The following is a 21,916-nucleotide window of genomic DNA, read 5'->3' as shown; positions in this document are numbered from 1 at the left end:
CGGCAGCCTGCGCCCATGACCACTGACCGTCGGGGCGCCTCACCCGCCGACCCGAACACCACGGACCCGAACACCGCCGACGCGGACGCCGCCGCCCCGGACACCTCCGACGAACGCACCGGCTACACACGCCTCTTCCGCATCGCCGAGTTCCGCGCCGTGTTCGTCGCGCACGCCGCCTCCCTGCTCGGCGTCGTCGTCGCCGAGATCTCGCTCACCGTGCTCGTGTACGGGCTGACCGGGTCGCCGTTGCTGAGCGCGCTCACCTTCACGCTCGGGTTCCTGCCCTACCTCGTCGGCGGGACGCTGCTGTCCGGGATCGCGGACCGGTTCCCGGCGCGGCGGGTGCTCGTGGGGTGCGACCTCGTGTGCGCCGGGTGCGCGCTGCTGATGGCGTTGCCCGCCACCCCGGTCGGGGGACTGCTCGCGCTGCGCTGCGTCATCGCGCTCGTCTCGCCGGTGTTCAACGGCACCCGCATGGCCACGCTCACCGACGTGCTCGGGGACGGCGACCTGTTCGTGCTCGGCCGCTCGCTGCTGCGCATCGTGTCGCAGAGCGCGCTCCTCGTCGGCTTCGGTCTCGGCGGCGTCCTGCTCACGGTCGTGACCCCGCGCGGCGCGCTCACCGTCACCGTCGTCACGTTCCTGTGCTCGGCGACCCTGCTCCGCCTCGGCACGAAGGCGCGCCCCGCGCGGGAGCGGGACCGCGACAAGGAGGGCGCGCTGCTGCGGTACTCCCTCGCCGGCGCCCGGCAGGTCCTCGGCCACCGCCGCATCCGCGCCCTGCTGCTCCTCCTGTGGCTGCCGCCCATGTTCGTCATCGCCCCGGAGGCCCTCGCGGCGGCGTACGCGGACGAGATCGGGGCGGGGCCCGCGGCCGTCGGACTCCTCATGTGCGCGATGGCCGTCGGCACCGTCGCGAGCGAACTCGCCGCGGGCTCGCTGCTCTCCCCGTCGGCCCGGTCCCGCATCGCGCTGCCGCTCGCCTCGGTGACCCTGCTGCCGCTCGCCGGCTACGCCCTCGTGCCCGGCACCGCCTGGGCCGTCGTGATCCTGCTGCTCGCCGGGGCCGGGTCCGCGTACACCCTCGGTCTCGACCGCTGGTTCGTGGAGGCGGTGCCCGAGGAACTGCGCGGCCGGGCCATGACCCTGCACAACGCGGGCCTGATGACCATTCAGGGCGTCGGCACCGCGCTCGCCGGTGCGGCCGCCGAGATCGTCGACGTGTCCACCGTCGTCGCGGGCACCGGACTCCTCGGCGCCCTGTGCTGCACGGCGCTCGCCCTGGAGGTGCGGGCGAGCGCCCGGACCCGCGGACCGGGCCGCGGCCCAAAGGCCGAGACGGGGCTGACCGGCATGTGACTGCCCGGTAAGGTCGGGTGCGTGCCGAAGCCCCTCTCTCTCGCCTTCGATCCGATCGCCCGCGCCGACGAACTCTGGAAGCAGCGCTGGGGGTCCGTCCCGTCCATGGGCGCGATCACCTCGATCATGCGCGCGCACCAGATCCTGCTCGCCGAGGTCGACGCGGTCGTCAAGCCGTACGGGCTCACGTTCGCGCGCTACGAGGCGCTGGTCCTGCTCACCTTCTCCAAGGCGGGCGAGCTGCCGATGTCGAAGATCGGCGAGCGGCTCATGGTGCACCCCACGTCCGTGACGAACACGGTCGACCGGCTCGTGAAGTCCGGCCTCGTCGACAAGCGTCCCAACCCCAACGACGGGCGCGGCACGCTCGCCACCATCACGGAGAAGGGCCGCGAGGTCGTCGACGCGGCCACCCGCGACCTCATGGCGATGGACTTCGGCCTCGGCGTCTACGACGCGGAGGAGTGCGGCGAGATCTTCGCGATGCTGCGGCCCCTGCGGGTGGCCGCGCACGACTTCGAGGACCAGTGACTGGCCCAGTGACGAGGGCCACTGGGGCCGCTTCAAGATCGAGCAAAACGGGCGGTTAGGCTCGACCCATGAAGAAGAGCGTGCTGACCCGCTACCGGATCATGGCCTACGTCACCGGTGTGCTCCTGGTCCTCCTGTGTCTCGGCATGATCGCCAAGTACGCGCTCGGCATGGACGGCGCCGCCGACGTCACGCGCGTCATCGCCATCGCGCACGGCTGGCTGTACGTCCTCTACCTGGTCTTCGCCTTCGACCTGGGCTCCAAGGCCAAGTGGCCGGTCGGCAAGCAGCTGTGGGTGCTGATCGCCGGCACGATCCCCACCGCCGCCTTCTTCGTGGAGCGCAAGATCTCCGCGGAGCTCGACGCCAAGGTCGCGGCCGACGGCACGAACCTCGCCAAGGCGTAACCCGCCCGGTTCCGGCAACTCCGCGCGCGCCCGTTCCCTACGGGTGCGCGCGTTTTTCGACCGCGAGTGTACGTTCGTACGCCTCGCAGTGTACGTTCGTACGCATGCCCACGGACCACTTCGCCGACGACCCGCGCAGCAACCTCGAACGGATGCTCGCGGGCGACCTCTACATCGCCGACGACCCGGAGATCGCCACCCGCCAGCGGCGCGCGATGCGGCTCGCCGCGCGGTACGAGGACGTCTTCCTCGACGACCACGGATCGGCGGGCGAGGTGCTGGCCGAGCTGCTGGGCTCCGTCGGCGAGGGCGTCGAGGTGCGGCCGCCGCTGTACGTCGACTACGGCAGCAACATCAGCATCGGCGCCCGCACCTTCGTCAACTACCGGCTCACCGCCCTCGACGTCGCCGCGATCACCATCGGCGAGGACTGCCAGATCGGCCCCGGCGTCCAGCTCCTCACGCCCACCCACCCGGTGGAGCCCGGCCCCCGGCGCGACAAGCTGGAGGCCGCGCTGCCCATCACCATCGGCGACAACGTGTGGCTCGGCGGCGGTGTCATCGTCTGCCCCGGCGTGACCATCGGCGCCAACAGCGTGATCGGCGCGGGCGCCGTCGTCACCCGGGACGTACCGGCGAACGTCGTCGCGGTCGGCAACCCCGCCCGCCCCGTCCGCGAGATCTGAGGGGTACGGCCATGGCCACCGGACAGGCGGACCCGCGGCGCCGCGAGCGGATCCTCGCCGCGACCCTCGACCACATCGCCGACGAGGGCGTCGCCGGGGTCTCGCACCGGAAGATCGCCGCGCGGGCCGGGGTGCCGCTGGGCTCGATGACGTACCACTTCGCCGGCATCGACGACCTGCTGCGCGAGGCGTTCACGGGGTTCGCCGACCACATCGTGGCGGTGTTCGAGCGGCACCTGGCGGGCGTCGGGACGCCGGACGAGGCGCGCGACGCCGTCACGGAGCTGATCCACGCGCTCTCCGAAGGCCCCCGGCGCGACCTCGTGCTGTCCCAGGAGCTCTACACCCTGGCCGCCCGGCGCCCGGAGTACCGGGAGCTGACGCGGGCATGGATGGCACGCAGCCGGGAACTGCTCGGGCGCCACTTCGACCCGGTGACCACGCGCCGCCTCGACGCGCTCATCGAGGGCCTGGCGCTGCACCGGTCCCTGGGCGACGCCGAGGCGTACACCCGCGAACTGACCGGTGAGGCGGTGCGGCGCCTCACGGTCGAGTAGACCGCCTGTGGGGGCACGGACCTGACACCGTGTCCCCACAGGCACGTACGGCCCCGAGGAGCATCCGCGCATGACCGCCACCCCGTCCCGCCCCGCGCACCACCCGCTGGTGGGCGCCGCCCGGCGGCTCGCCGACGACGTCCTCGCGCCCGCCGCCGAGGCCCACGACCGCACCGGCGTCACCCCCGGGGCGATCGCCGCGGTCCGGGCCTCGGGCGTGCTCGGCGTCAACGCGCCCAGCGCGTACGGGGGTTCGGGTGCGCCCGCCGCGGTCGGGCGGGAGATCGCGGAGATCCTGGCGGGCGCGTGCTGCTCGACGTTCTTCGTGCAGGCCCAGCACCACACTCCGGTACGCGCCCTCGCCACGGGCGCCGAGGCGCCCCGCGCGCGGTGGCTGCGCCGCCTGGCCGGGGGCGAGGCGCTCGCGGGCATCACCTTCTCGCACCTGCGGGCCTTCCCGGAGCTGCCGGTGCGGGCGATCCCGCTCGCAAGCGGCGGAGTGCGCTTCGACGGGCGGGTGCCCTGGTACACGGGCTGGGGCCTGAACGACGTGTTCCTGCTCGGCGGGGCGACCGAGGACGGCGAGGTCGTCTTCGCGGTGGCGGAACCCCGCGAGCAGCCGGGCCTGGCCCCCACCGAACCGCTGCGGCTCGCCGCGCTCACCGGCACCCGCACCGTCGGCCTGGTCCTGGACGGCTTCACGGTGGCGGAGGAGGACGTCGTCGTACGGCAGCCGTACGAGGAGTGGGCGCGGGAGGACCGGCCCAAGAACACCAACACCAACCCGGCCGTCTTCGGTGTCGCGCGCGCCGCCCTCGACCTGCTCGACGCGTCCGGCGACGCCGGGGCGAAGGAGACGGCGGGCGTGCTGCGCGAGCGCCTCGACGCGGCGCGCCGGGACGCGTACGCGCTGGTCGACGAGGTTCCGGCGGGGGAGCGGCTGGGGGACCGGCTCGCGGTGAAGACGCGGGCGTACGACCTGATGCGGGCGGCGACGACGGCCGCGATCGTGGCCGGGGGCGGGCGTGCCTTCGGCCTGTCGGCGCCGGCCCAGCGGCTGGCCCGTGAAGGGCTGTTCCTGGTGGTGCAGGGGCAGACGGCGGAGGTGCGGGCGGCGCATCTGGCGGCGCTGCGGGCCTGAACGGGGCGGAGGCCGGGGCGGATCGGCCGCCGTGGCCCATCGACATTTAGTAGGACGTCCAAGTAAATTTGACGCATGGACGCTGACGCGATCGAGGAAGGCCGCCGACGCTGGCAGGCCCGTTACGACAAGGCCCGCAAGCGGGACGCGGACTTCACGACACTCTCCGGGGACCCGGTCGAGCCGGTCTACGGGCCGCGGCCTGGGGACACGTACGAGGGCTTCGAGCGGATCGGGTGGCCGGGCGAGTACCCGTACACGCGCGGCCTGTACCCGACCGGGTACCGGGGGCGGACGTGGACCATCCGCCAGTTCGCCGGGTTCGGCAACGCCGAGCAGACCAACGAGCGCTACAAGATGATCCTGCGCAACGGCGGCGGCGGGCTTTCGGTGGCCTTCGACATGCCCACGCTGATGGGGCGCGACTCCGACGACCCGCGCTCGCTCGGCGAGGTCGGGCACTGCGGCGTCGCGATCGACTCGGCGGCCGACATGGAGGTCCTGTTCCGGGACATCCCGCTGGGCGACGTCACGACGTCGATGACGATCAGCGGCCCTGCGGTCCCCGTCTTCTGCATGTACCTGGTGGCGGCGGAGCGGCAAGGGGTGGACCCGGGGGTGCTGAACGGCACCCTCCAGACCGACATCTTCAAGGAGTACATCGCGCAGAAGGAGTGGCTGTTCCAGCCCGAGCCCCATCTGCGCCTGATCGGCGACCTGATGGAGCACTGCGCGCAGGCCATCCCCGCGTACAAGCCGCTGTCGGTCTCCGGGTACCACATCCGCGAGGCGGGTTCGACGGCCGCGCAGGAACTGGCGTACACCCTCGCCGACGGCTTCGGCTACGTGGAGCTGGGGCTGTCGCGCGGCCTGGACGTGGACGTCTTCGCCCCGGGCCTCTCCTTCTTCTTCGACGCGCACGTGGACTTCTTCGAGGAGATCGCCAAGTTCCGTGCCGCGCGCAGGATCTGGGCGCGGTGGATGCGGGACGTGTACGGGGCGAAGAGCGAGAAGGCGCAGTGGCTGCGGTTCCACACGCAGACGGCCGGGGTCTCGCTGACGGCGCAGCAGCCCTACAACAACGTCGTGCGCACGGCGGTCGAGGCGCTCGCCGCGGTCCTCGGCGGCACCAACTCCCTGCACACCAATGCCCTCGACGAGACGCTCGCGCTGCCGAGCGAACAGGCGGCGGAGATCGCGCTGCGGACGCAGCAGGTGCTGATGGAGGAGACCGGGGTCGGCAACGTGGCGGATCCGCTGGGCGGTTCCTGGTACGTGGAGCAGCTCACCGACCGGATCGAGGCCGACGCGGAGAAGATCTTCGAGCAGATCAAGGAGCGCGGCCTGCGGGCGCACCCGGACGGGCGGCACCCGATCGGGCCGGTCACGTCCGGGATCCTGCGGGGGATCGAGGACGGGTGGTTCACGGGCGAGATCGCGGAGTCGGCCTTCCGGTACCAGCAGTCCCTGGAGAAGGGCGAGAAGCGGGTCGTCGGGGTCAACGTGGCGGAAGGTTCCGTCACCGGTGACCTGGAGATCCTGCGGGTCAGCCACGAGGTCGAGCGCGAGCAGGTCCGGGTGCTCGCCGACCGCAAGGGCGGGCGCGACGACGCGGCGGTCCGGTCCGCGCTGGACGCGATGCTCGGCGCCGCGCGCTCCGGCACGAACATGATCGCCCCGATGCTCGACGCGGTCCGCGCGGAGGCGACGCTCGGCGAGATCTGCGGGGTGCTCCGCGAGGAGTGGGGCGTCTACACGGAACCGCCGGGCTTCTGACCGGGCGCTTTCAGCGCCGGTGCCGGTACCTCAAGCCCCTGCGGCGATTGAGCAGCGGGGTCCGGGGCGGAGCCCCGGGAGCGGAGGGTGGACGGGGCGAAAGACTGGGGCGCTGCCCCATACCCCGCTCCTCAATCGCCGGAGGGGCTTGAGCAAGTGATCTTGGGGTAGGCGCGCGCACGCCAAGTGCCGCGCCCACCCCAGGAGTTACCGTGCCCCGCCCCGCAACCACCCTCGCCGCCGCCACCCTCACCCTCCTCACCGGCATCGCCATCGGCACCACGACCACCGTCAGCGCGAACCCCCCGGCGGAGCCCAAGGTGCAGAACCGCTTCGACTCCCTCGGCGCCGACGTCCGCGCCGCGAAGCTCCCCTCCGGCCGCACCGCCCACTACACCGACTCCGGCCCCGCCACCGGCACCCCCGTCCTCTACATCGGCGGCACCGGCACCAGCGCCCGCGCCGTGCACATGACCGACTTCATGCGGACCACCAGACAGGACCTGGGCCTGCGCATGATCACCGTCGAGCGCAACGGGTTCGGCGACACCGACTACGACCCGAAGCTCGGCAAGGCCGACTACGCCGAGGACGCTCTCGCGGTCCTCGACGAGCTGGGCGTCAAGAAGTTCAAGGTGATCGCGATATCCGGCGGCGGCCCCTACGCCGCCGAGATCGCCGCCAAGGCCCCTAACCGGGTCAGCGCCCTGCACCTCGCCGCCGCCCTCCCGCCGTACGGCACGAAGCCCGCGTACTGCGGCCTGTCCGACGAGCAGCTCACCGACGCCGTCAAGGACCAGATCAAGGACCCGCGCGTGTGGTGGGCCTTCCCCGACGACAGCCCCGTCAAGTCGATCCCCGGCTTCGCCGACACCGCGTACGAGGAGGGGGCACGGACGTACTACCAGCGCGGCCAGCTGGCCGACCCGGCGCCGCAGGTGCACGAGCAGCGGCTCTACTGCGACCGGCCGGGCCCGGACCTGTCGAAGCTGACGGCGCCGGTGTTCCTGTACCACGGGGACAAGGACACGACCGTGCCCGCGAGCACCCTCAAGGCCTGGCGCGACAACCTGCCGGACGCGGCGAAGGTCAGGACCCGGACGTACGCCGACACCGGGCACGACGTCCAGTACCGCCACTGGGACCAGATCCTGGTCGACCTGGCGGGCCGCTCCGACCGCACCGTGGTCTGCCACGACAAGCGCACCCGCGCCCTGCCGGCGACCGAGGCCGACGCCCTCGTCGCCAAGAAGCGCGCCACGCTGGGCAGTTGCGCCTGGAACACCAAGTAGGCCCCAGGGCCTACCGCGCCGCCGCCGCGAGCCCGCCCAGGAGCAGCGCCGTGAACCGCCGCACCCACTCCCCGTCCGCCGGTTCCGCGCTCACCAGCGTGCGGTGCACCACCGCCCCCGCCGCCACGTCGTAGATGAGGTCCGCCGTGGCGGCGGCGGCGGCCGGGTCGGGGGCCGGGGGGAGTTCGCCGCGGCGCTCGGCCCGCGCCCGCCCCTCCAGCACGAGCCGCTTCTGGCGGTCGACGATCGACGTCCGGATCCGGTCCCGCAGCGGAGCGTCCCGCGTGGACTCGGCGACCACGGCCATCAGCGCCGTCTTCGTCTCGGGCCGCCCCAGGATCGCCGCGAACTGCCGCACCACGCCCTCCACGTCGGCGGCGAGCGAACCCCGGTCGGGCAGTTCCAGCTCGTCGAAGAGGACCGCGACCGCGTCCACGACGAGCTCGCTCTTGCCCGGCCAGCGGCGGTACAGCGTCGTCTTCGCGACACCCGCCCGCGCGGCCACGTCGCCGAGCGTCAGCTTCGACCAGCCGAGCTCCACCAGCGCCGCCCGCGTCGCCTCCAGAATCGCCTCGTCCGCCGCGGCGGAACGCGGACGCCCCGTCCGTACGTTGGGGGGACAGGGGCTGGACGAGTCGGGCGGCGTGCGGCTCTGCATGGTCGTTGACCATACCGGCGGGTACGGCCGAAAGATCGCGTGAGGCAGATCACCGGTTGATCACCGGGGCCCTGTTCCCGCGTCCCGCCCACGGCAGTTACGCTACGAGTCGTAGCGAAAGCTGCGGGATCTCGTACGACCGCCTCGGATCTGCACCCCTGGGCGAGCCGGACGAGCGGCAACCACAAGGCGCCAGGTGGGGACCCGGCGCCGACCATCAGGCCGAGTCCGCTCCGTGCCTCCAGATGCGTCTCGCATTCCGGCGGGAGGCCGCGGAGCCGGACCCGGCCCACAACCGTCCGCGGAGGGGGGAGACTGTACGCATGCAGCCACGGAACATGTCCATGAGCGGAGTCGTCGATCTCGCCGCGGTGAAGGCGGCCCAAGAGGCCAAGGCGAAGGCGGAGCAGGCGCGCGCCGAGCAGGCCCGGCAGGGCGGCGGCGGAGCCGTACCGCCGTCGAGCCTGGTCATCGACGTCAGTGAGGCGGACTTCGAGAGCGCCGTGCTCCAGCGGTCCACCGAGGTGCCCGTCGTCATCGACTTCTGGGCCGAGTGGTGCGAGCCCTGCAAGCAGCTCAGCCCGTTGCTCGAGCGGCTCGCCGCCGAGTACAGCGGCCGCTTCGTGCTCGCCAAGATCGACGTCGACGCCAACCAGATGCTGATGCAGCAGTTCGGGGTCCAGGGGATCCCGGCCGTCTTCGCCGTGGTCGCCGGCCAGGCGCTGCCCCTCTTCCAGGGCGCCGCCCCGGAGGCCCAGATCCGCGGCACCCTCGACCAGTTGATCCAGGTCGCCGAGGAGCGCTTCGGTCTCACCGGCATCCAGGTCGACCCGGCGGCGGAGGGTTCCGCCCCGGTCGCGCAGGAGGCCCCGGCGGGCCCGTACGACGCGCTCCTCGAGGCCGCCGTGCAGGCGCTCGACGCCGGAGACCTGGACGGCGCCGTGCAGGCGTACAAGAACGTCCTGTCCGACGACCCGGGCAACACGGAGGCCAAGCTCGGCCTCGGCCAGGCGCAGCTCCTCCAGCGCGTGCAGGGCGTCGACCCGCAGCAGGTGCGCAAGGACGCCGCCGAGAAGCCCGGCGACGTGCAGGCGCAGATCGCGGCGGCCGACCTGGACCTGGTCGGCGGACATGTCGAGGACGCCTTCGGACGGCTCGTCGAGACGGTGGGGCGCACCGCGGGCGAGGACCGGGACGCGGCGCGTGTACGACTGCTCGAACTGTTCGAGGTTGTGGGCGCCGACGATCCGCGCGTGACGACCGCGCGTACGGCTCTGGCCCGCGTTCTTTTCTGAGTCGTCAGTGACCAGTCGTTAAACACTGCGGCTTGTGACGCCGGAGTGAAAATTCTGTCCCGAGGGACGCACAGCGGCCGCGCTTTACCAAAACTTGGTAATCGCGGCCGCTGTTACTTGAAGTAACGCGGACGCGATCTTCTGTCCGGATCCGTCCCGGATTCAACCTGTATGGAAACTCGCTTGACGGCACCCTGAGTTGTTGTTCGGACTCGCTCCGTCCGTGTTCGGTTATCCGTCCGTTACCCGCGAGTAACGAACCCCCTTGTGTCCGGGCCGCGAATGCACCACGATCGGGCACGCTCGGTCCTCTCCCCACCGTCCGGCAGCCATTCGAGCGGCGGGGTGCATGGGTCCCCACCGGGCGGTCGACGGCGAACCAAGGGGAGCGCCGGCGGTCTAGGACAGGGGGGTCTCAGCCGTCCGGCTGGGCCTGTCCGGCAGGTTGCGCGTGATGGCTCAGGTGCGACCAGTGGTTGTCGCTCGGGGGTGATCGCCGGTGATCAGGGTGCGGAACAGACCATGCACTCCCGATGCGGGCGCTCTCCTTCCCGAGGACGTAGCACTTCTCCCATCCCTGCCCGGCTGAGCCGCCCTCAAGGGGCAGTCAGGGCCGGAGATGTACGTCCGAGAAGGAGGAACAGTCATGAAGTCCGTGACTCGTGGCGGAACCAGATGGAAGCGGTTCGCCGTAGTCATGGTGCCGAGCGTCGCGGCGACTGCCGCGATAGGCGTGGCCCTGTCCCAGGGTGCGCTCGCGGCATCGTTCAGTGTGTCGGGTCAGTCGTTCAAGGTGACGGCCGACTCCCTCGACGGCAAGGGTTTCGTCCAGTACGGGGCCATCGACTCCGGCAAGACGGGCAACCACCCGGTCGCCGTCGTCGGCATGAAGTCCGCGAACATCAACAACCTCTGCCAGTCGGTGGTTGTGCCGGTTCCGGTCTTCGGCGACGTGTCGATGAAGCTGTCCGCGGGCAGCAACCCGTCGGCTCCCGTCGAGGCCAAGACCCTCTACATCGACGCCGATGACCTGAAGGCCGACGCGACCTTCAAGAACATCGACATCGGTGTGGCGGCGGGTGACGCCAAGAAGGGCCCCGGTATCCACCAGGGCGACAAGGCCGACCCGAACTCGTTCGCCCAGCAGGCCGACTCGGTGCACTTCGAGAACGTCCAGCAGCGCGCGTGGGCCACCACGGCCGGCACCTTCAAGCTCTCGGGCCTCAAGATGAGTGTCAAGAAGGGCAAGCACGAGTGCTACTAGGCCCCGAGGGCCCGAACCTGGGCCGGGGTCTTGGCACTTGATGTGCTGAACGGCCGGGCGCGGGGACACTCGCACTGACGCGGGACCGTCCCCGTGCCCGTCTCCGGACAGCCACCATCACCACAGATCAACGCCTTCCCGAGGAGCTGTACGACATGAGCGCCGAAGCGCACGCAGGACTGGGCCCCAAGCTTGGTCGGATGCGCCAATCGTTCCGAGGGTGGCGCGGTCAGCGCCCGTTCTGGGGCGGCCTGCTGGCAATGCTCGGCGGCCTCCCGATCATGTACTTCCCGTACGCGAACCTCACGCTCGGCAACATGACGATCAAGATGGCGACCACGGCCGGTGCCGGTTCGCTCATCATCGGCATCCTGCTGGTCGTGCTCGGCCTGACGATGTGGTTCCAGCCGCACTCCCGTGTGTTCGCGGGTGTCGCGGCGATTCTTCTCGCCCTGGTCTCCCTCGTGGTGTCGAACTTCGGCGGCTTCGTCATCGGTTTCCTGCTCTCGCTCGTCGGTGGTGGCCTCGGCATTGCCTGGGCACCGGGTGAGCCGCAGCAGGAGGACTCGGCCCACAACGGCGGTGACCGGACCGCGTCCCCGGACGCGGCGCCGGCCGCACCGCCGATCGCGGGAGCCACCTACCAGGTCGCGGGCGCAAATGACGACGTGTCAGGGACGAGCCCGAACAACGGGACGAACGGGAGGCACCGTGCCGGCTGACGAGGTGCAGTACGAGGGCTCCGCCTCGGAGCCCCGTGCGAGAACCGGGCCGCGGCATGCGGCGCGGCGGCATGCGGCACCAAAGAAGCATCTGTTCACCAAGATGCACATGCCCGCGGGCAAGGCTGTCGCGCTCGCGGCCATGCCCACGGCCGTGCTGATGGGTCTCGGCCTGACGCCGACGCTCGCCGCGGCCAAGGACAACCCGACGAAGTTCTCGGTCGACGACTACAAGGCCTGCGCCGACGCCCTCGAGTCGGACAAGGACGCCACGTCCGACGAGGAGGCGAAGGACAAGACCAAGGAGTCGGCCACGCCGACCCCGTCGCCGTCCGCCTCGGAGTCCAAGGACAGCGACGAGAAGAAGGCGGCCACGCCGACTCCCTCGCCGTCGGCGTCCGCCTCCGAGGAGTCGGCCGACGACGACAAGGCCGGCGAGGACACGGCCACGCCGTCCCCCTCGGCGTCCGAGACCAAGAACCCCCTGGACCCGCTGGGCCTCGGTGACGCGCTCAAGAAGGCGTTCACCCCCGACGACCAGGAGTCGGAGAGCGCGACCCCGTCGCCGTCCGCGTCGGAGTCCTCGGGCGGTCTGCTCAAGGACACCACCGACAAGGTCGACGACACGGTCAAGGACACCACCGACTCGGTCAAGGACACGACCGACAAGGTGGGGGACACGGTCAAGGACACCACCGACAAGGTCGGCGAGACGACCGACAAGGTGGGGGACGCGGCCAAGGACGCGACCGAGAACGTGGGCGACCCGCAGGGCACCGGCGACGTTCCGGAGAACTGCCCGAAGGCCACGGACGCGGAGGGCGCGAACGAGGACACCCCCGCCCAGCTCCCGGACAAGACCTGGAAGCTGGAGGCCAGCTCGCTCCTGCTCAAGGGGGCGGACTACAAGGGCCTGGTGGACGTCCGGATGGCCGACGGTTCGACCAAGCGCGTCATGAAGTACGTCATCTCCAAGGGCACGGACATCGGCGATCTGCACCAGATCGCCCCGGGCCCCGACGGGAAGTTCTTCCACATCCGTTCGGACAAGGGCTCCACGTCCACCATCCGCGACGGACAGACCACGATGTACACGGAGGAGCTCTCGGGCAATCTGTTCGGGCTCATCCCCATGACGTTCAACGCCAAGAACCCGCCGCCGCTCAACCTGCCGACCCTGTTCTTCACGAACGTCAAGGTCACGCAGGCCTCGCAGTTCGGCGGGACCCTGCACGTGCCCGGTCTGCACACCACGATCGAGAACAGCTGACCGGCACGCCTCACAGCCCGTTCGGGAGCCGCACACGGCAAAGGGCGCCCCCTCCAAGGGGGCGCCCTTTGTCATGCGCTCATGTGCTCGGGCACGCGGTGACGCGTCAGTCGCGCTCGCCGCCGCCCAGGTGGTGCACCCGGACCATGTTGGTGGTGCCGGGGACGCCGGGGGGCGAACCGGCCGTGATGACCACCGTGTCGCCGTCGTTGAAGCGGTTCAGCTTCACCAGCTCGGCGTCGACCAGGTCGACCATGGCGTCCGTGTTGTCCACGTGCGGCACGACGTGCGACTCGACGCCCCAGCTCAGCGAGAGCTGGTTGCGGGTCTCCTCGTCCGTGGTGAACGCCAGGATCGGCTGCGCGGCGCGGTAGCGGGACAGGCGGCGGGCCGTGTCACCGGACTTGGTGAAGGCGACCAGCGCCTCGCCGTTCAGGAAGTCCGCGATCTCGCACGCGGCACGGGCCACCGAACCACCCTGCGTACGGGGCTTCTTGCCCGGCACGAGCGGCTGGAGGCCCTTGGAGAGCAGCTCCTGCTCGGCCGCCTGGACGATCTTCGACATCGTCTTGACGGTCTCGATCGGGTACGCGCCGACCGAGGACTCGGCCGACAGCATGACCGCGTCGGCACCGTCCAGGATCGCGTTCGCGACGTCGGAGGCCTCGGCGCGCGTCGGACGGGAGTTGGTGATCATCGACTCCATCATCTGGGTCGCGACGATCACCGGCTTGGCGTTGCGGCGGCACATCTCCACGAGGCGCTTCTGCACCATCGGGACCTTCTCGAGCGGGTACTCGACGGCCAGGTCACCACGGGCGACCATGATCCAGTCGAAGGCCGCGACGACGCCCTCCATGTTGTCGACGGCCTGCGGCTTCTCGACCTTGGCGCCGACGGGGACGCGACGCCCCTCCTCGTCCATGATCTTGTGGACGTCCTTGACGTCGTTGGCGTCGCGCACGAAGGACAGGGCGACCATGTCGCAGCCCATCCGCAGGGCGAAGCGGAGGTCCTCGATGTCCTTCTCGGACAGGGCCGGGACGTTCACCGCCGCGCCGGGCAGGTTGATGCCCTTGTGGTCGGAGATGACACCGCCCTCGACGACGATCGTCTTCACGCGCGGCCCGTCGACCTCGACGACGCGCAGCTCGACGTTGCCGTCGTTGATCAGGACCTGGTCGCCCTTGGAGACGTCGCCGGGCAGACCCTTGTAGGTCGTGCCGCAGATCGACTTGTCGCCCGGGACGTCCTCGGTGGTGATGGTGAACTCGTCACCGCGCACCAGCTCGACGGGGCCCTCGGCGAAGGTCTCCAGGCGGATCTTCGGGCCCTGGAGGTCGGCGAGCACGCCCACGGCGCGGCCCGTCTTCTCGGCGGCGGCGCGAACACGGTCGTAGCGACCCTGGTGCTCGGCGTGGGTGCCGTGGCTGAAGTTGAAGCGGGCCACGTTCATGCCGGCCTCGATCAGCGAGACGAGCTGCTCTTCGGAGTCGACGGCGGGGCCCAGCGTGCAGACGATTTTGGAACGGCGCATGGGGGCGATCCTATCGGTTTGTTTCGCTACGGAATATTCCGTCTGGTGGAATCTACAAATGGGCGGGCGGGCGCTCAGTCGTTGCGTCCTCGGACGAGTTCGTAGGTCTGCTGCGCGATCTCCAGCTCCTCGTCGGTCGGCACCACGGCGACGGCCACCCGGGCGTACTCGGGCGAGATGAGCCGCGGCTCGTCGGAACGTACGGAATTGAGCTCGCCGTCGACCGCGAGACCCAGCTCCTCCAGGCCCGCGACCGCAGCCTCGCGCACCGGCGCCGCGTTCTCGCCGACCCCCGCCGTGAAGGCGATCGCGTCCACCCGGCCGAGCACCGCGTAGTAGGCGCCGATGTACTTCTTCAGGCGGTGGACGTAGATGTCGAAGGCGAGCCGCGCCTCCTGGTCGCCCTCGTCGATGCGACGGCGGATCTCCCGCATGTCGTTGTCGCCGCAGAGCCCGATCAGGCCCGACTTCTTGTTGAGCAGGTCGTCGATCTCGTCCGCGGACATCTTGCCCACCCGCATCAGATGGAAGATGACGGCCGGATCGACGTCTCCTGAACGCGTACCCATCACGAGCCCCTCAAGCGGGGTCAGCCCCATCGATGTCTCGACGCAGCTCCCGCCGCGCACCGCCGAGGCGGAGGCGCCGTTGCCCAGGTGCAGCACGATGACGTTGACGTCCTCCGGGGCCCTGCCCAGCAGCGCGGCCGTCTTGCGCGAGACGTACGCGTGCGAGGTGCCGTGGAAGCCGTAGCGCTGGACCCGGTGCTCGTCGGCGGTCTTCACGTCGATCGCGTAGCGCGCGGCGGACTCCGGCATCGTCGTGTGGAACGCCGTGTCGAAGACCGCGACCTGCGGCAGGTCCGGGCGCAGCGCCTGGGCGGTCCGGATGCCCGTCAGGTTCGCCGGGTTGTGCAGCGGCGCCACCGGGATGAGCCGCTCCACCTCCTTGAGCACCGCGTCGTCGACGACGGTCGGCTGCGTGAACAGCTTGCCGCCGTGCACCACGCGGTGGCCGATCGCGGCCAGCTCGGGGGAGTCCAGGCCGAGCCCGTCCCGGGACAGCTCCTCGGCGACCGCCTTGAGCGCCTCCTCGTGGTCGGCGATCGGCCGGTTCTGCTCACGGGTGTCCCCGCCGGTGGCCAGCGGCGTGTGCTTGAGCCGGGAGGTCTCCTCCCCGATGCGCTCGACCAGGCCGACGGCGAGGCGGGCCTGGTCCGCCATGTCGAGGAGCTGGTACTTCACCGACGAGGAGCCGGAGTTCAGGACGAGGATGCGAGTCGCTGTCACGGGTACTGCTTTCGATGGGGTGGTGGGGGGATCAGTTGGCGGGGGTCTGGGCCTGGATCGCCGTGATGACGACCGTGTTCACGATGTCCTGCACGAGGGCGCCGCGCGACAGGTCGTTGACCGGCTTGCGCAGACCCTGGAGGACCGGGCCGACGGCGATCGCGCCGGCCGAGCGCTGCACGGCCTTGTACGTGTTGTTGCCCGTGTTGAGGTCCGGGAAGATCAGCACGCTGGCCTGGCCCGCGACCTCGGAACCGGGCAGCTTGGTGGCCGCGACGCTGGGCTCCACGGCGGCGTCGTACTGGATCGGGCCCTCGACCCGCAGGTCGGGCCGCGCGCCCTTGACGATCTCCGTGGCCTCGCGGACCTTGTCGACGTCGGCGCCCGAGCCGGAGGTGCCGGTCGAGTACGACAGCATCGCGATCCGCGGGTCGACGCCGAACTGGGCGGCGGTCGCGGCCGACTGGACGGCGATGTCGGCGAGCTGCTTGGCGTTCGGGTCCGGGTTCACGGCGCAGTCGCCGTAGACGAGGACCTTGTCGGCCAGGCACATGAAGAAGACGGACGACACGATCGCGGCGTCCGGCTTGGTCTTGATGATCTCGAACGCGGGCCGGATGGTCGCGGCCGTGGAGTGCACGGAGCCGGAGACCATGCCGTCGGCCAGGCCTTCCTGCACCATCAGCGTGCCGAAGTAGTTCACGTCGGCGACCACGTCGTGGGCCAGCTCCGGCGTGACGCCCTTGTGGGCGCGCAGCGCCGCGTACGCGTCGGCGAACCGTTCCCGCAGCGGCGAGGTCTGGGGGTCGATGAGGTCGCTGTCGGCGAGGTCGACGCCGAGGTCGGCGGCCTTCTTGCGGATCTGCTCGACCGGTCCGAGGAGGGTCAGGTCGCAGACGCCGCGGCGCAGCAGGACGTCCGCGGCGCGCAGCACGCGCTCCTCGGTGCCCTCCGGGAGGACGACGCGGCGCTTGTCCGAACGGGCCTGCTCCAGCAGCTTGTGCTCGAACATCATCGGCGTGAGGCGGTCGGAGGACGGCGCCTGGATGGTCCGCAGCAGCCCGGCCGTGTCGACGTGCTTCTCGAAGACGCCGAGCGCGGTCTCCGCCTTGCGGGGCGTCGCCGCGTTCAACTTGCCTTCCATGGCGAACAGTTCGGCCGCCGTCGGGAAGGAGCCGCCCGCCACCGCGACCACCGGGGTGCCCGGCGCGAGGCGCTCCGCGAGCTTGAGGACGCCCTCGCCGGGCTGCTCGTTCAGGGTCAGCAGGACGCCCGCGATCGGCGGGGTCCCCGCGCTGTGCGCGGCGAGCGCGCCGACGACCAGGTCCGCGCGGTCCCCGGGGGTGACGACCATGCAGCCCGGCGTCAGGGCGTTGAGGAAGTTCGGCAGCATGGCGCCGCCGAAGACGAAGTCGAGGGCGTCGCGGGCGAGCCCCGAGTCGTCACCGAGCAGCACCTTGCCGCCCAGGGCGTACGTGATCTGGGCGACGGTCGGCGCCGCGAGCGCGGGCTCGTCGGGCAGCACGTAACAGGGCACGGGCAGCCGGTTGGCGAGCTTGTCGGCGATCTCCTCGCGGTCCGCCGGGGTCACTCGGTTGACCACCATCGCGAGGACGTCGCAGCCCAGGCCGTCGTAGGCGCGGTAGGCGTTGCGGGCCTCGGCGCGCACCGATTCCTCGGTCTGCTTCTTGCCGCCGACGACCGGGATCACGGAGGCGCCGAACTCGTTGGCGAGCCGGGCGTTGAGGGCCAGCTCGTCCGGGAGCTGGGTGTCCGCGAAGTCCGTGCCGAGCACGAGGACGACGTCGAAGTCGCGGGCCACCGCGTGGAACCGGTCGACGAGCCGTGAGACCAGCTCGTCGGTGCCCTGCTCGGCCTGGATGGCGGAGGCCTCGTGGTAGTCGAGGCCGTACACGGTCGCCGGGTCCTGCGACAGCCGGTAACGGGCCCGCAGCAGGTCGAAGAGCCGGTCGGGGCCGTCGTGGACGAGCGGTCGGAAGACCCCCACCCGGTCGACCTGTCGGGTCAGGAGCTCCATGACCCCCAGCTCCACGACCTGGCGGCCGTCGCCGCGGTCGATCCCGGTCACGTACACGCTGCGCGTCACGCGTGCTCTCCGTTTCCCTCGTGGTCCTACGCGTCCGAACCCGGGTTTTCCGGGCCGATCCGGTCTCCTTCGGGTCAAAAAAAGGCCCGTAATGAAACCCGTGCCCTCTTGACAATACCTCCGGCGGTGGCTAGGTCGCCCGCCGGACAAAAGGCCCTTCCCACAGGGTCCACGTGCCCAGGAAGCCCCTCCCGAAGCTCCCCGCGCGGCCGAGCGCGAGCGCGCCCCCTCCGGGAGCGTGGAACAATCGACAACGCTCACCGACGTACCAGCAGCGAGCAGGAGACACAGCACGATGCGTATCGGAGTTCTCACCGCAGGCGGCGACTGCCCTGGCCTGAACGCCGTGATCCGGTCGGTCGTGCACCGCGCCGTCACGCACTACGGCGACGAGGTGCTCGGCTTCGAGGACGGCTATGCGGGTCTCCTCGACGGGCGATTCCGACCGCTCGACCTCAACGAGGTCAGTGGCATCCTCGCCCGGGGCGGCACCATTCTCGGCTCTTCGCGCCTGGAGCGCGACCGTTTCCGCGCAGCCTGCGAGAACGCGAAGCAGCTCGCCGAGGAGATCGGCTTCGACGCCCTCATCCCGATCGGCGGCGAGGGCACGCTCACGGCGGCCCGCATGCTGTCCGACGCCGGGCTGCCGGTGGTCGGCGTGCCGAAGACGATCGACAACGACATCTCCTCCACCGACCGCACCTTCGGCTTCGACACCGCCGTCGGCGTCGCCACGGAGGCGATCGACCGGCTGAAGACGACCGCCGAGTCCCACCAGCGGGTGATGGTCGTCGAGGTCATGGGCCGGCACGCGGGGTGGATCGCGCTGGAGTCCGGCATGGCCGGCGGCGCCCACGGCATCTGCCTGCCGGAGCGGCCCTTCGACCCGTCCGACCTGGTCAAGATGGTCGAGGAGCGGTTCTCCCGCGGCAAGAAGTTCGCCGTCATCTGCGTCGCGGAGGGCGCGCACCCCGCCCCCGGGACCATGGACTACGGCACGGGTGAGATCGACCAGTTCGGCCACGAGCGCTTCCAGGGCATCGGTACGGCCCTCGCCTACGAGCTGGAGCGCCGCCTCGGCAAGGAGGCCCGCCCGGTCATCCTCGGCCACGTCCAGCGCGGCGGCACCCCCACGGCCTACGACCGCGTGCTCGCCACGCGGTTCGGCTGGCACGCGGTGGAGGCGGTGCACCGCGGCGAATTCGGCAAGATGACGTCCCTCAAGGGCACGGACATCACGATGGTCCCCCTCGCCGAAGCCGTCACCGAACTCAAAACGGTCCCCAAGGACCGCATGGACGAGGCGGAGTCCGTCTTCTAACCCGCGGGCCAATCAAGCCCCTGCGGCGGGTGAGCCCATCAAGCCCCTGCGGCGTTTGAGCAGCGGGGTCCGGGGCGGAGCCCCGATCTTTCCAGCCGCGTCGCCGCTCACCCCCGGGGCTCCGCCCCGCACCCCGCGCCTCAAACGCCGGCGAGGCTGGAAAACCGCAAGCCCCGCCGGAGGCTCACCGCACCCGGATCCGGGACCAGAACTCGTCCAGGATCCGGTCCAGGAACAGCCTCCCCGCCTCCCCGGACTCCACGGAGGTCCCCCCACCCCAACTCAACGTCGCCGCCATCAACGCCTGATACTCCAAATGCATCTCGTGCAGCACATCCTCCAACTCCCTGCGCTGCACCGCGACCAACCGCGCCACCGGCCGCACCGCCCCCTGCCACCGCGTCCGCGCCGCATCCCGCAACAACTCCGCCAGCTGCGCGTCCCGCCCGGTCACCGTCGACAGCGCCCGCGGCCCCAGCCGCAGCGTCTGCGCGAGCGCCGTCGCCTGCCGGTCGTTGCCCTGCCAGTCGCCGGTCTCCTCCATCCGCAGATACGAATGGATCTCCATCCCGACCGCCCGCGCCACGTCCTCCGGCGCCAGCCCGTGCGCGAGCCGATGCTCCCGCAGGGTCCTCGGCGCACCGATGAGTTCGCTCGGCGAGCACCACAACGCCCCGGCGAGCGCGGTGAGTTCACCGGCCGACGGCGTCCCCTCGCCGCGCTCCCAGGCGACGATGAGGTCCGGCGTGACGTGCGCGAGCCCGTAACTCGCGCGCATGCCGTACGCGACGTGCCCCGGCGCCATCCCGAGCGCTTCGCGCAGCCGTCGGGCGGCGGGGGCGTTGAACGGTGGTGTCGGCTGGTTGGACGTGACCTCGTGCTGCACGGGCACAAAGTAGGGGGTCACGGGGCGCTTGGCTACGGTCCGTGCGTTCCGCGTGACAATTTGGTACCTGTTGACGGAACTTGAGGCCCGTCCGACTCATGCACAAGGACGAGACCGCTCACCCCTTCACCGCCCCGCCGAGCGCGAACCCCCCGCCGAAGCGCCGCGACACCAGGACGTACAGCAGGACCACGGGTGTCGAGTAGATGATGGAGAACGCGGCGAGCTGCCCGTACACGACGGTGCCCCGGTTGCCGAAGAAGTCGTTGATGCTGACCGAGGCCGGCATCTGGTCGGGGGAGAGCAGCAGCATGAACGGGACGAAGAAGTTCCCCCACATCATCGCGAACGCGTACACGGTGACGACGGCGACGCCGGGCCCCATCAGCGGCAGCACGATCCGTACGAGCCCCTGGAAGGTGTTCGCGCCGTCCGTCCAGGCCGCCTCCTCCAGCTCCTTCGGCACGCCGTCCATGAAGTTCTTCATCAGCCATACGGCGAACGGGAGTTGGGACGCGGCGAAGAAGTAGATGGTGCCGGACATCGTGTCGATCAGGTTCACCTGCACGAACAGCGCGTACACCGGCACCATGACCGCAGTGATCGGCAGGCACGTCGCGAACAGCGTCGTCGTGAGGAACGGTGTGTTCAGCCGCGAACGGTAGCGGGAGAGCGGATACGCGGCGAGCGCCGCGCAGCCGACCGTGAGGGCCGTCGCGCCGCCGCACAGGATCAGCGAGTTGAGCAGCGGCGTGAACGTGACGTCGGGCGTGAGCACGTCGTCGAAGTTGCCGAACGTGAACCGCTCCGGCCACTTCACCCGCAGATTCGCCCCCGCGTCGACCGACGACAGCACGACCCACGCCAGCGGCAGCGCGAAGGCGAGCGCGACGACGAGCAGCGCCGTGTCCGCCGTGAGCCGCCTACGGATACGGGTCTTCACCTCAGGTCTCCTCCGTGCGCAGCAGCCGCATGTACACCAGCGAGAACAGGGAGCCGACCACGAGCAGCAGCAGCGCGACCGCGGTGCCGTAGCCGATCATGGACTTCTGGAAGGCCTGCTCGTACATGAACAGGGGGAGGGTCTGGCTGTCGTTGCCGGGCCCGCCGCGGGTCATCACCCAGATCAGGCCGAAGACGGACAGCGTCTGGAGGGTGTTCAGCATCAGGTTCGTGCCGATGGAGCGGCGGATCATCGGCAGCGTGATGTGCCACAGGCGCTGCCAGGTGTTCGCCCCGTCCACCTCGGCGGACTCGGTGACCTCCGTCGGGATCTCGGAGAGCGCCGCCGAGTACACGAGCATCGAGAAGGCGGTGCCGCGCCACACGTTCGCGAACGACACCGCGAGGATCGGCAGGGTGAACAGCCAGTTCTGGCTGGGCAGTTGGAGCCAGTCGAGGATCGCGTTGAGGGTGCCCTCGCGGCGGAAGAAGGCGTACAGCAGGAAGCCGGCGACGACCTCCGGCAGCACCCACGCCGCCACCACGACGGCACCCGTGAGGCTCCGGACCGGCTTCGACGCGCGCCGCATCAGCGCCGCGAGCGCGAGGCCCAGCGTGTTCTGCCCGACGATCGACGACAGGAACGTGAAGACGAGCGTCAGCCACACGGCGTTCAGGAACGCGTCGTCCTTGAACGCCGTCGTGAAGTTGTCGAAGCCGACGAAGGACGACTCCGCCTGGCCGGTCAGCTGGAGGTCGGTGAAGGCGATGTAGGCGCAGTACGCGATCGGCCCCGCGAGGAACAGGGCCATGACGAGGGTCGCCGGGGCGATCGGTACGAGCCGGAGGACGGTTCTGCGACGTTTCACGCTG

Annotated in this window: 20 protein-coding genes; 13 read left to right on the top strand and 7 right to left on the bottom strand. The window is 70.7% G+C overall.

The window, feature by feature from the left end:
• Window positions 1-15 precede the first annotated feature (15 nt).
• The 8 genes from ACYBSK_RS30690 (at window position 16) to ACYBSK_RS30655 (ending at window position 7,752) form a co-directional block, all read left to right on the top strand.
• Window positions 16-1,362, top strand: coding sequence for an MFS transporter (locus tag ACYBSK_RS30690; RefSeq protein WP_460244064.1), 1,347 nt, complete (start codon window positions 16-18; stop codon window positions 1,360-1,362).
• A gap of 21 nt (window positions 1,363-1,383) precedes the next feature.
• Entirely contained in the window at window positions 1,384-1,893 is a 510-nt protein-coding gene (locus ACYBSK_RS30685; RefSeq protein WP_457480491.1) for a MarR family winged helix-turn-helix transcriptional regulator, read from the top strand.
• Window positions 1,894-1,961: 68 nt separating this feature from the next.
• Complete coding sequence (locus tag ACYBSK_RS30680; protein WP_460244063.1) at window positions 1,962-2,300, top strand: DUF3817 domain-containing protein; 339 nt, start codon at window positions 1,962-1,964, stop codon at window positions 2,298-2,300.
• 104 nt (window positions 2,301-2,404) lie between these two features.
• On the top strand, window positions 2,405-2,986 hold the full coding sequence (locus tag ACYBSK_RS30675; protein WP_457480489.1) for a sugar O-acetyltransferase: 582 nt from the start codon (window positions 2,405-2,407) through the stop codon (window positions 2,984-2,986).
• Between the two features lie 11 nt (window positions 2,987-2,997).
• Window positions 2,998-3,543, top strand: a complete 546-nt coding sequence (locus ACYBSK_RS30670) for a TetR/AcrR family transcriptional regulator (RefSeq protein ID WP_457480488.1) — start codon at window positions 2,998-3,000, stop codon at window positions 3,541-3,543.
• 70 nt (window positions 3,544-3,613) lie between these two features.
• Window positions 3,614-4,684 carry an acyl-CoA dehydrogenase family protein gene (locus ACYBSK_RS30665; RefSeq protein WP_460244062.1) on the top strand — a complete coding sequence of 357 codons (1,071 nt, stop codon included), beginning with the start codon at window positions 3,614-3,616 and terminating at the stop codon, window positions 4,682-4,684.
• 75 nt (window positions 4,685-4,759) lie between these two features.
• Window positions 4,760-6,460, top strand: coding sequence for an acyl-CoA mutase large subunit family protein (locus ACYBSK_RS30660; RefSeq protein WP_460244061.1), 1,701 nt, complete (start codon window positions 4,760-4,762; stop codon window positions 6,458-6,460).
• Window positions 6,461-6,672: 212 nt separating this feature from the next.
• Window positions 6,673-7,752 carry an alpha/beta fold hydrolase gene (locus ACYBSK_RS30655; RefSeq protein ID WP_460244060.1) on the top strand — a complete coding sequence of 360 codons (1,080 nt, stop codon included), beginning with the start codon at window positions 6,673-6,675 and terminating at the stop codon, window positions 7,750-7,752.
• Between the two features lie 10 nt (window positions 7,753-7,762).
• Here ACYBSK_RS30655 and ACYBSK_RS30650 read toward each other — a convergent pair whose 3' ends face one another.
• Window positions 7,763-8,410, bottom strand: coding sequence for a TetR/AcrR family transcriptional regulator (locus ACYBSK_RS30650; protein WP_457480484.1), 648 nt, complete (start codon window positions 8,408-8,410; stop codon window positions 7,763-7,765).
• A 323-nt stretch (window positions 8,411-8,733) separates the two neighbouring features.
• Between ACYBSK_RS30650 and ACYBSK_RS30645 the strand changes: the two genes are divergently transcribed.
• The 4 genes from ACYBSK_RS30645 to ACYBSK_RS30630 all read left to right on the top strand — a co-directional run bounded on the left by ACYBSK_RS30645 (window position 8,734) and on the right by ACYBSK_RS30630 (window position 12,961).
• Window positions 8,734-9,705: a tetratricopeptide repeat protein gene (locus ACYBSK_RS30645; RefSeq protein ID WP_457480483.1), complete on the top strand. Its 972-nt coding sequence runs from the start codon at window positions 8,734-8,736 to the stop codon at window positions 9,703-9,705.
• Between the two features lie 646 nt (window positions 9,706-10,351).
• Window positions 10,352-10,969, top strand: coding sequence for a DUF6230 family protein (locus ACYBSK_RS30640; RefSeq protein ID WP_457480482.1), 618 nt, complete (start codon window positions 10,352-10,354; stop codon window positions 10,967-10,969).
• A 155-nt stretch (window positions 10,970-11,124) separates the two neighbouring features.
• Complete coding sequence (locus ACYBSK_RS30635; RefSeq protein WP_457480481.1) at window positions 11,125-11,691, top strand: DUF6114 domain-containing protein; 567 nt, start codon at window positions 11,125-11,127, stop codon at window positions 11,689-11,691.
• Between the two features lie 109 nt (window positions 11,692-11,800).
• Window positions 11,801-12,961, top strand: a complete 1,161-nt coding sequence (locus tag ACYBSK_RS30630) for a hypothetical protein (RefSeq protein ID WP_460244059.1) — start codon at window positions 11,801-11,803, stop codon at window positions 12,959-12,961.
• 106 nt (window positions 12,962-13,067) lie between these two features.
• Here the strand turns inward: ACYBSK_RS30630 and pyk are convergent, their stop codons facing one another.
• From pyk to pta, 3 genes are all read right to left on the bottom strand, one after another.
• The gene (gene pyk / locus ACYBSK_RS30625) at window positions 13,068-14,498 is read right to left on the bottom strand and encodes a pyruvate kinase (protein WP_457480479.1); all 1,431 of its coding nucleotides are present in this window, start codon (window positions 14,496-14,498) and stop codon (window positions 13,068-13,070) included.
• Window positions 14,499-14,572: 74 nt separating this feature from the next.
• Window positions 14,573-15,787, bottom strand: coding sequence for an acetate kinase (locus ACYBSK_RS30620; RefSeq protein ID WP_457480478.1), 1,215 nt, complete (start codon window positions 15,785-15,787; stop codon window positions 14,573-14,575).
• Window positions 15,788-15,818: 31 nt separating this feature from the next.
• A complete protein-coding gene (gene pta / locus ACYBSK_RS30615) occupies window positions 15,819-17,894 on the bottom strand; it encodes a phosphate acetyltransferase (RefSeq protein ID WP_460244058.1) in 2,076 nt (691 codons plus the stop codon).
• Window positions 17,895-18,189: 295 nt separating this feature from the next.
• Between pta and ACYBSK_RS30610 the strand changes: the two genes are divergently transcribed.
• A complete protein-coding gene (locus ACYBSK_RS30610) occupies window positions 18,190-19,215 on the top strand; it encodes an ATP-dependent 6-phosphofructokinase (RefSeq protein ID WP_457480476.1) in 1,026 nt (341 codons plus the stop codon).
• Window positions 19,216-19,399: 184 nt separating this feature from the next.
• On the opposite strand, the gene ACYBSK_RS30605 is transcribed toward ACYBSK_RS30610, so the two are convergent.
• The 3 genes from ACYBSK_RS30605 to ACYBSK_RS30595 all read right to left on the bottom strand — a co-directional run bounded on the left by ACYBSK_RS30605 (window position 19,400) and on the right by ACYBSK_RS30595 (window position 21,855).
• The gene (locus tag ACYBSK_RS30605) at window positions 19,400-20,107 is read right to left on the bottom strand and encodes a helix-turn-helix domain-containing protein (protein WP_457481911.1); all 708 of its coding nucleotides are present in this window, start codon (window positions 20,105-20,107) and stop codon (window positions 19,400-19,402) included.
• A gap of 112 nt (window positions 20,108-20,219) precedes the next feature.
• The gene (locus ACYBSK_RS30600; protein ID WP_457480475.1) at window positions 20,220-21,044 is read right to left on the bottom strand and encodes a carbohydrate ABC transporter permease; all 825 of its coding nucleotides are present in this window, start codon (window positions 21,042-21,044) and stop codon (window positions 20,220-20,222) included.
• Between the two features lies 1 nt (window position 21,045).
• On the bottom strand, window positions 21,046-21,855 hold the full coding sequence (locus ACYBSK_RS30595; RefSeq protein WP_460247133.1) for a carbohydrate ABC transporter permease: 810 nt from the start codon (window positions 21,853-21,855) through the stop codon (window positions 21,046-21,048).
• Between the last annotated feature and the right edge of the window lie 61 nt (window positions 21,856-21,916).

Source organism: Streptomyces sp. BYX5S (genome assembly GCF_054724165.1).
Note: the sequence above shows the minus strand (reverse complement) of the source record. Positions and strands in the feature narration are given on the sequence as shown.

Excerpts from the sequence above, each read along its gene's own strand:
- ACYBSK_RS30690 (WP_460244064.1), top strand. The coding sequence starts at position 16 with ATGACCACTGACCGTCGGGGCGCCTCACCCGCCGACCCGAACACCACG.
- ACYBSK_RS30680 (WP_460244063.1), top strand. The coding sequence starts at position 1,962 with ATGAAGAAGAGCGTGCTGACCCGCTACCGGATCATGGCCTACGTCACC.
- ACYBSK_RS30675 (WP_457480489.1), top strand. The coding sequence starts at position 2,405 with ATGCCCACGGACCACTTCGCCGACGACCCGCGCAGCAACCTCGAACGG.
- ACYBSK_RS30670 (WP_457480488.1), top strand. The coding sequence starts at position 2,998 with ATGGCCACCGGACAGGCGGACCCGCGGCGCCGCGAGCGGATCCTCGCC.
- ACYBSK_RS30665 (WP_460244062.1), top strand. The coding sequence starts at position 3,614 with ATGACCGCCACCCCGTCCCGCCCCGCGCACCACCCGCTGGTGGGCGCC.
- ACYBSK_RS30660 (WP_460244061.1), top strand. The coding sequence starts at position 4,760 with ATGGACGCTGACGCGATCGAGGAAGGCCGCCGACGCTGGCAGGCCCGT.
- ACYBSK_RS30650 (WP_457480484.1), bottom strand. The coding sequence starts at position 8,410 with ATGCAGAGCCGCACGCCGCCCGACTCGTCCAGCCCCTGTCCCCCCAAC.
- ACYBSK_RS30645 (WP_457480483.1), top strand. The coding sequence starts at position 8,734 with ATGCAGCCACGGAACATGTCCATGAGCGGAGTCGTCGATCTCGCCGCG.
- ACYBSK_RS30640 (WP_457480482.1), top strand. The coding sequence starts at position 10,352 with ATGAAGTCCGTGACTCGTGGCGGAACCAGATGGAAGCGGTTCGCCGTA.
- ACYBSK_RS30635 (WP_457480481.1), top strand. The coding sequence starts at position 11,125 with ATGAGCGCCGAAGCGCACGCAGGACTGGGCCCCAAGCTTGGTCGGATG.
- ACYBSK_RS30630 (WP_460244059.1), top strand. The coding sequence starts at position 11,801 with ATGCCCGCGGGCAAGGCTGTCGCGCTCGCGGCCATGCCCACGGCCGTG.
- pyk (WP_457480479.1), bottom strand. The coding sequence starts at position 14,498 with ATGCGCCGTTCCAAAATCGTCTGCACGCTGGGCCCCGCCGTCGACTCC.
- ACYBSK_RS30610 (WP_457480476.1), top strand. The coding sequence starts at position 18,190 with ATGCGTATCGGAGTTCTCACCGCAGGCGGCGACTGCCCTGGCCTGAAC.
- ACYBSK_RS30595 (WP_460247133.1), bottom strand. The coding sequence starts at position 21,855 with ATGGCCCTGTTCCTCGCGGGGCCGATCGCGTACTGCGCCTACATCGCC.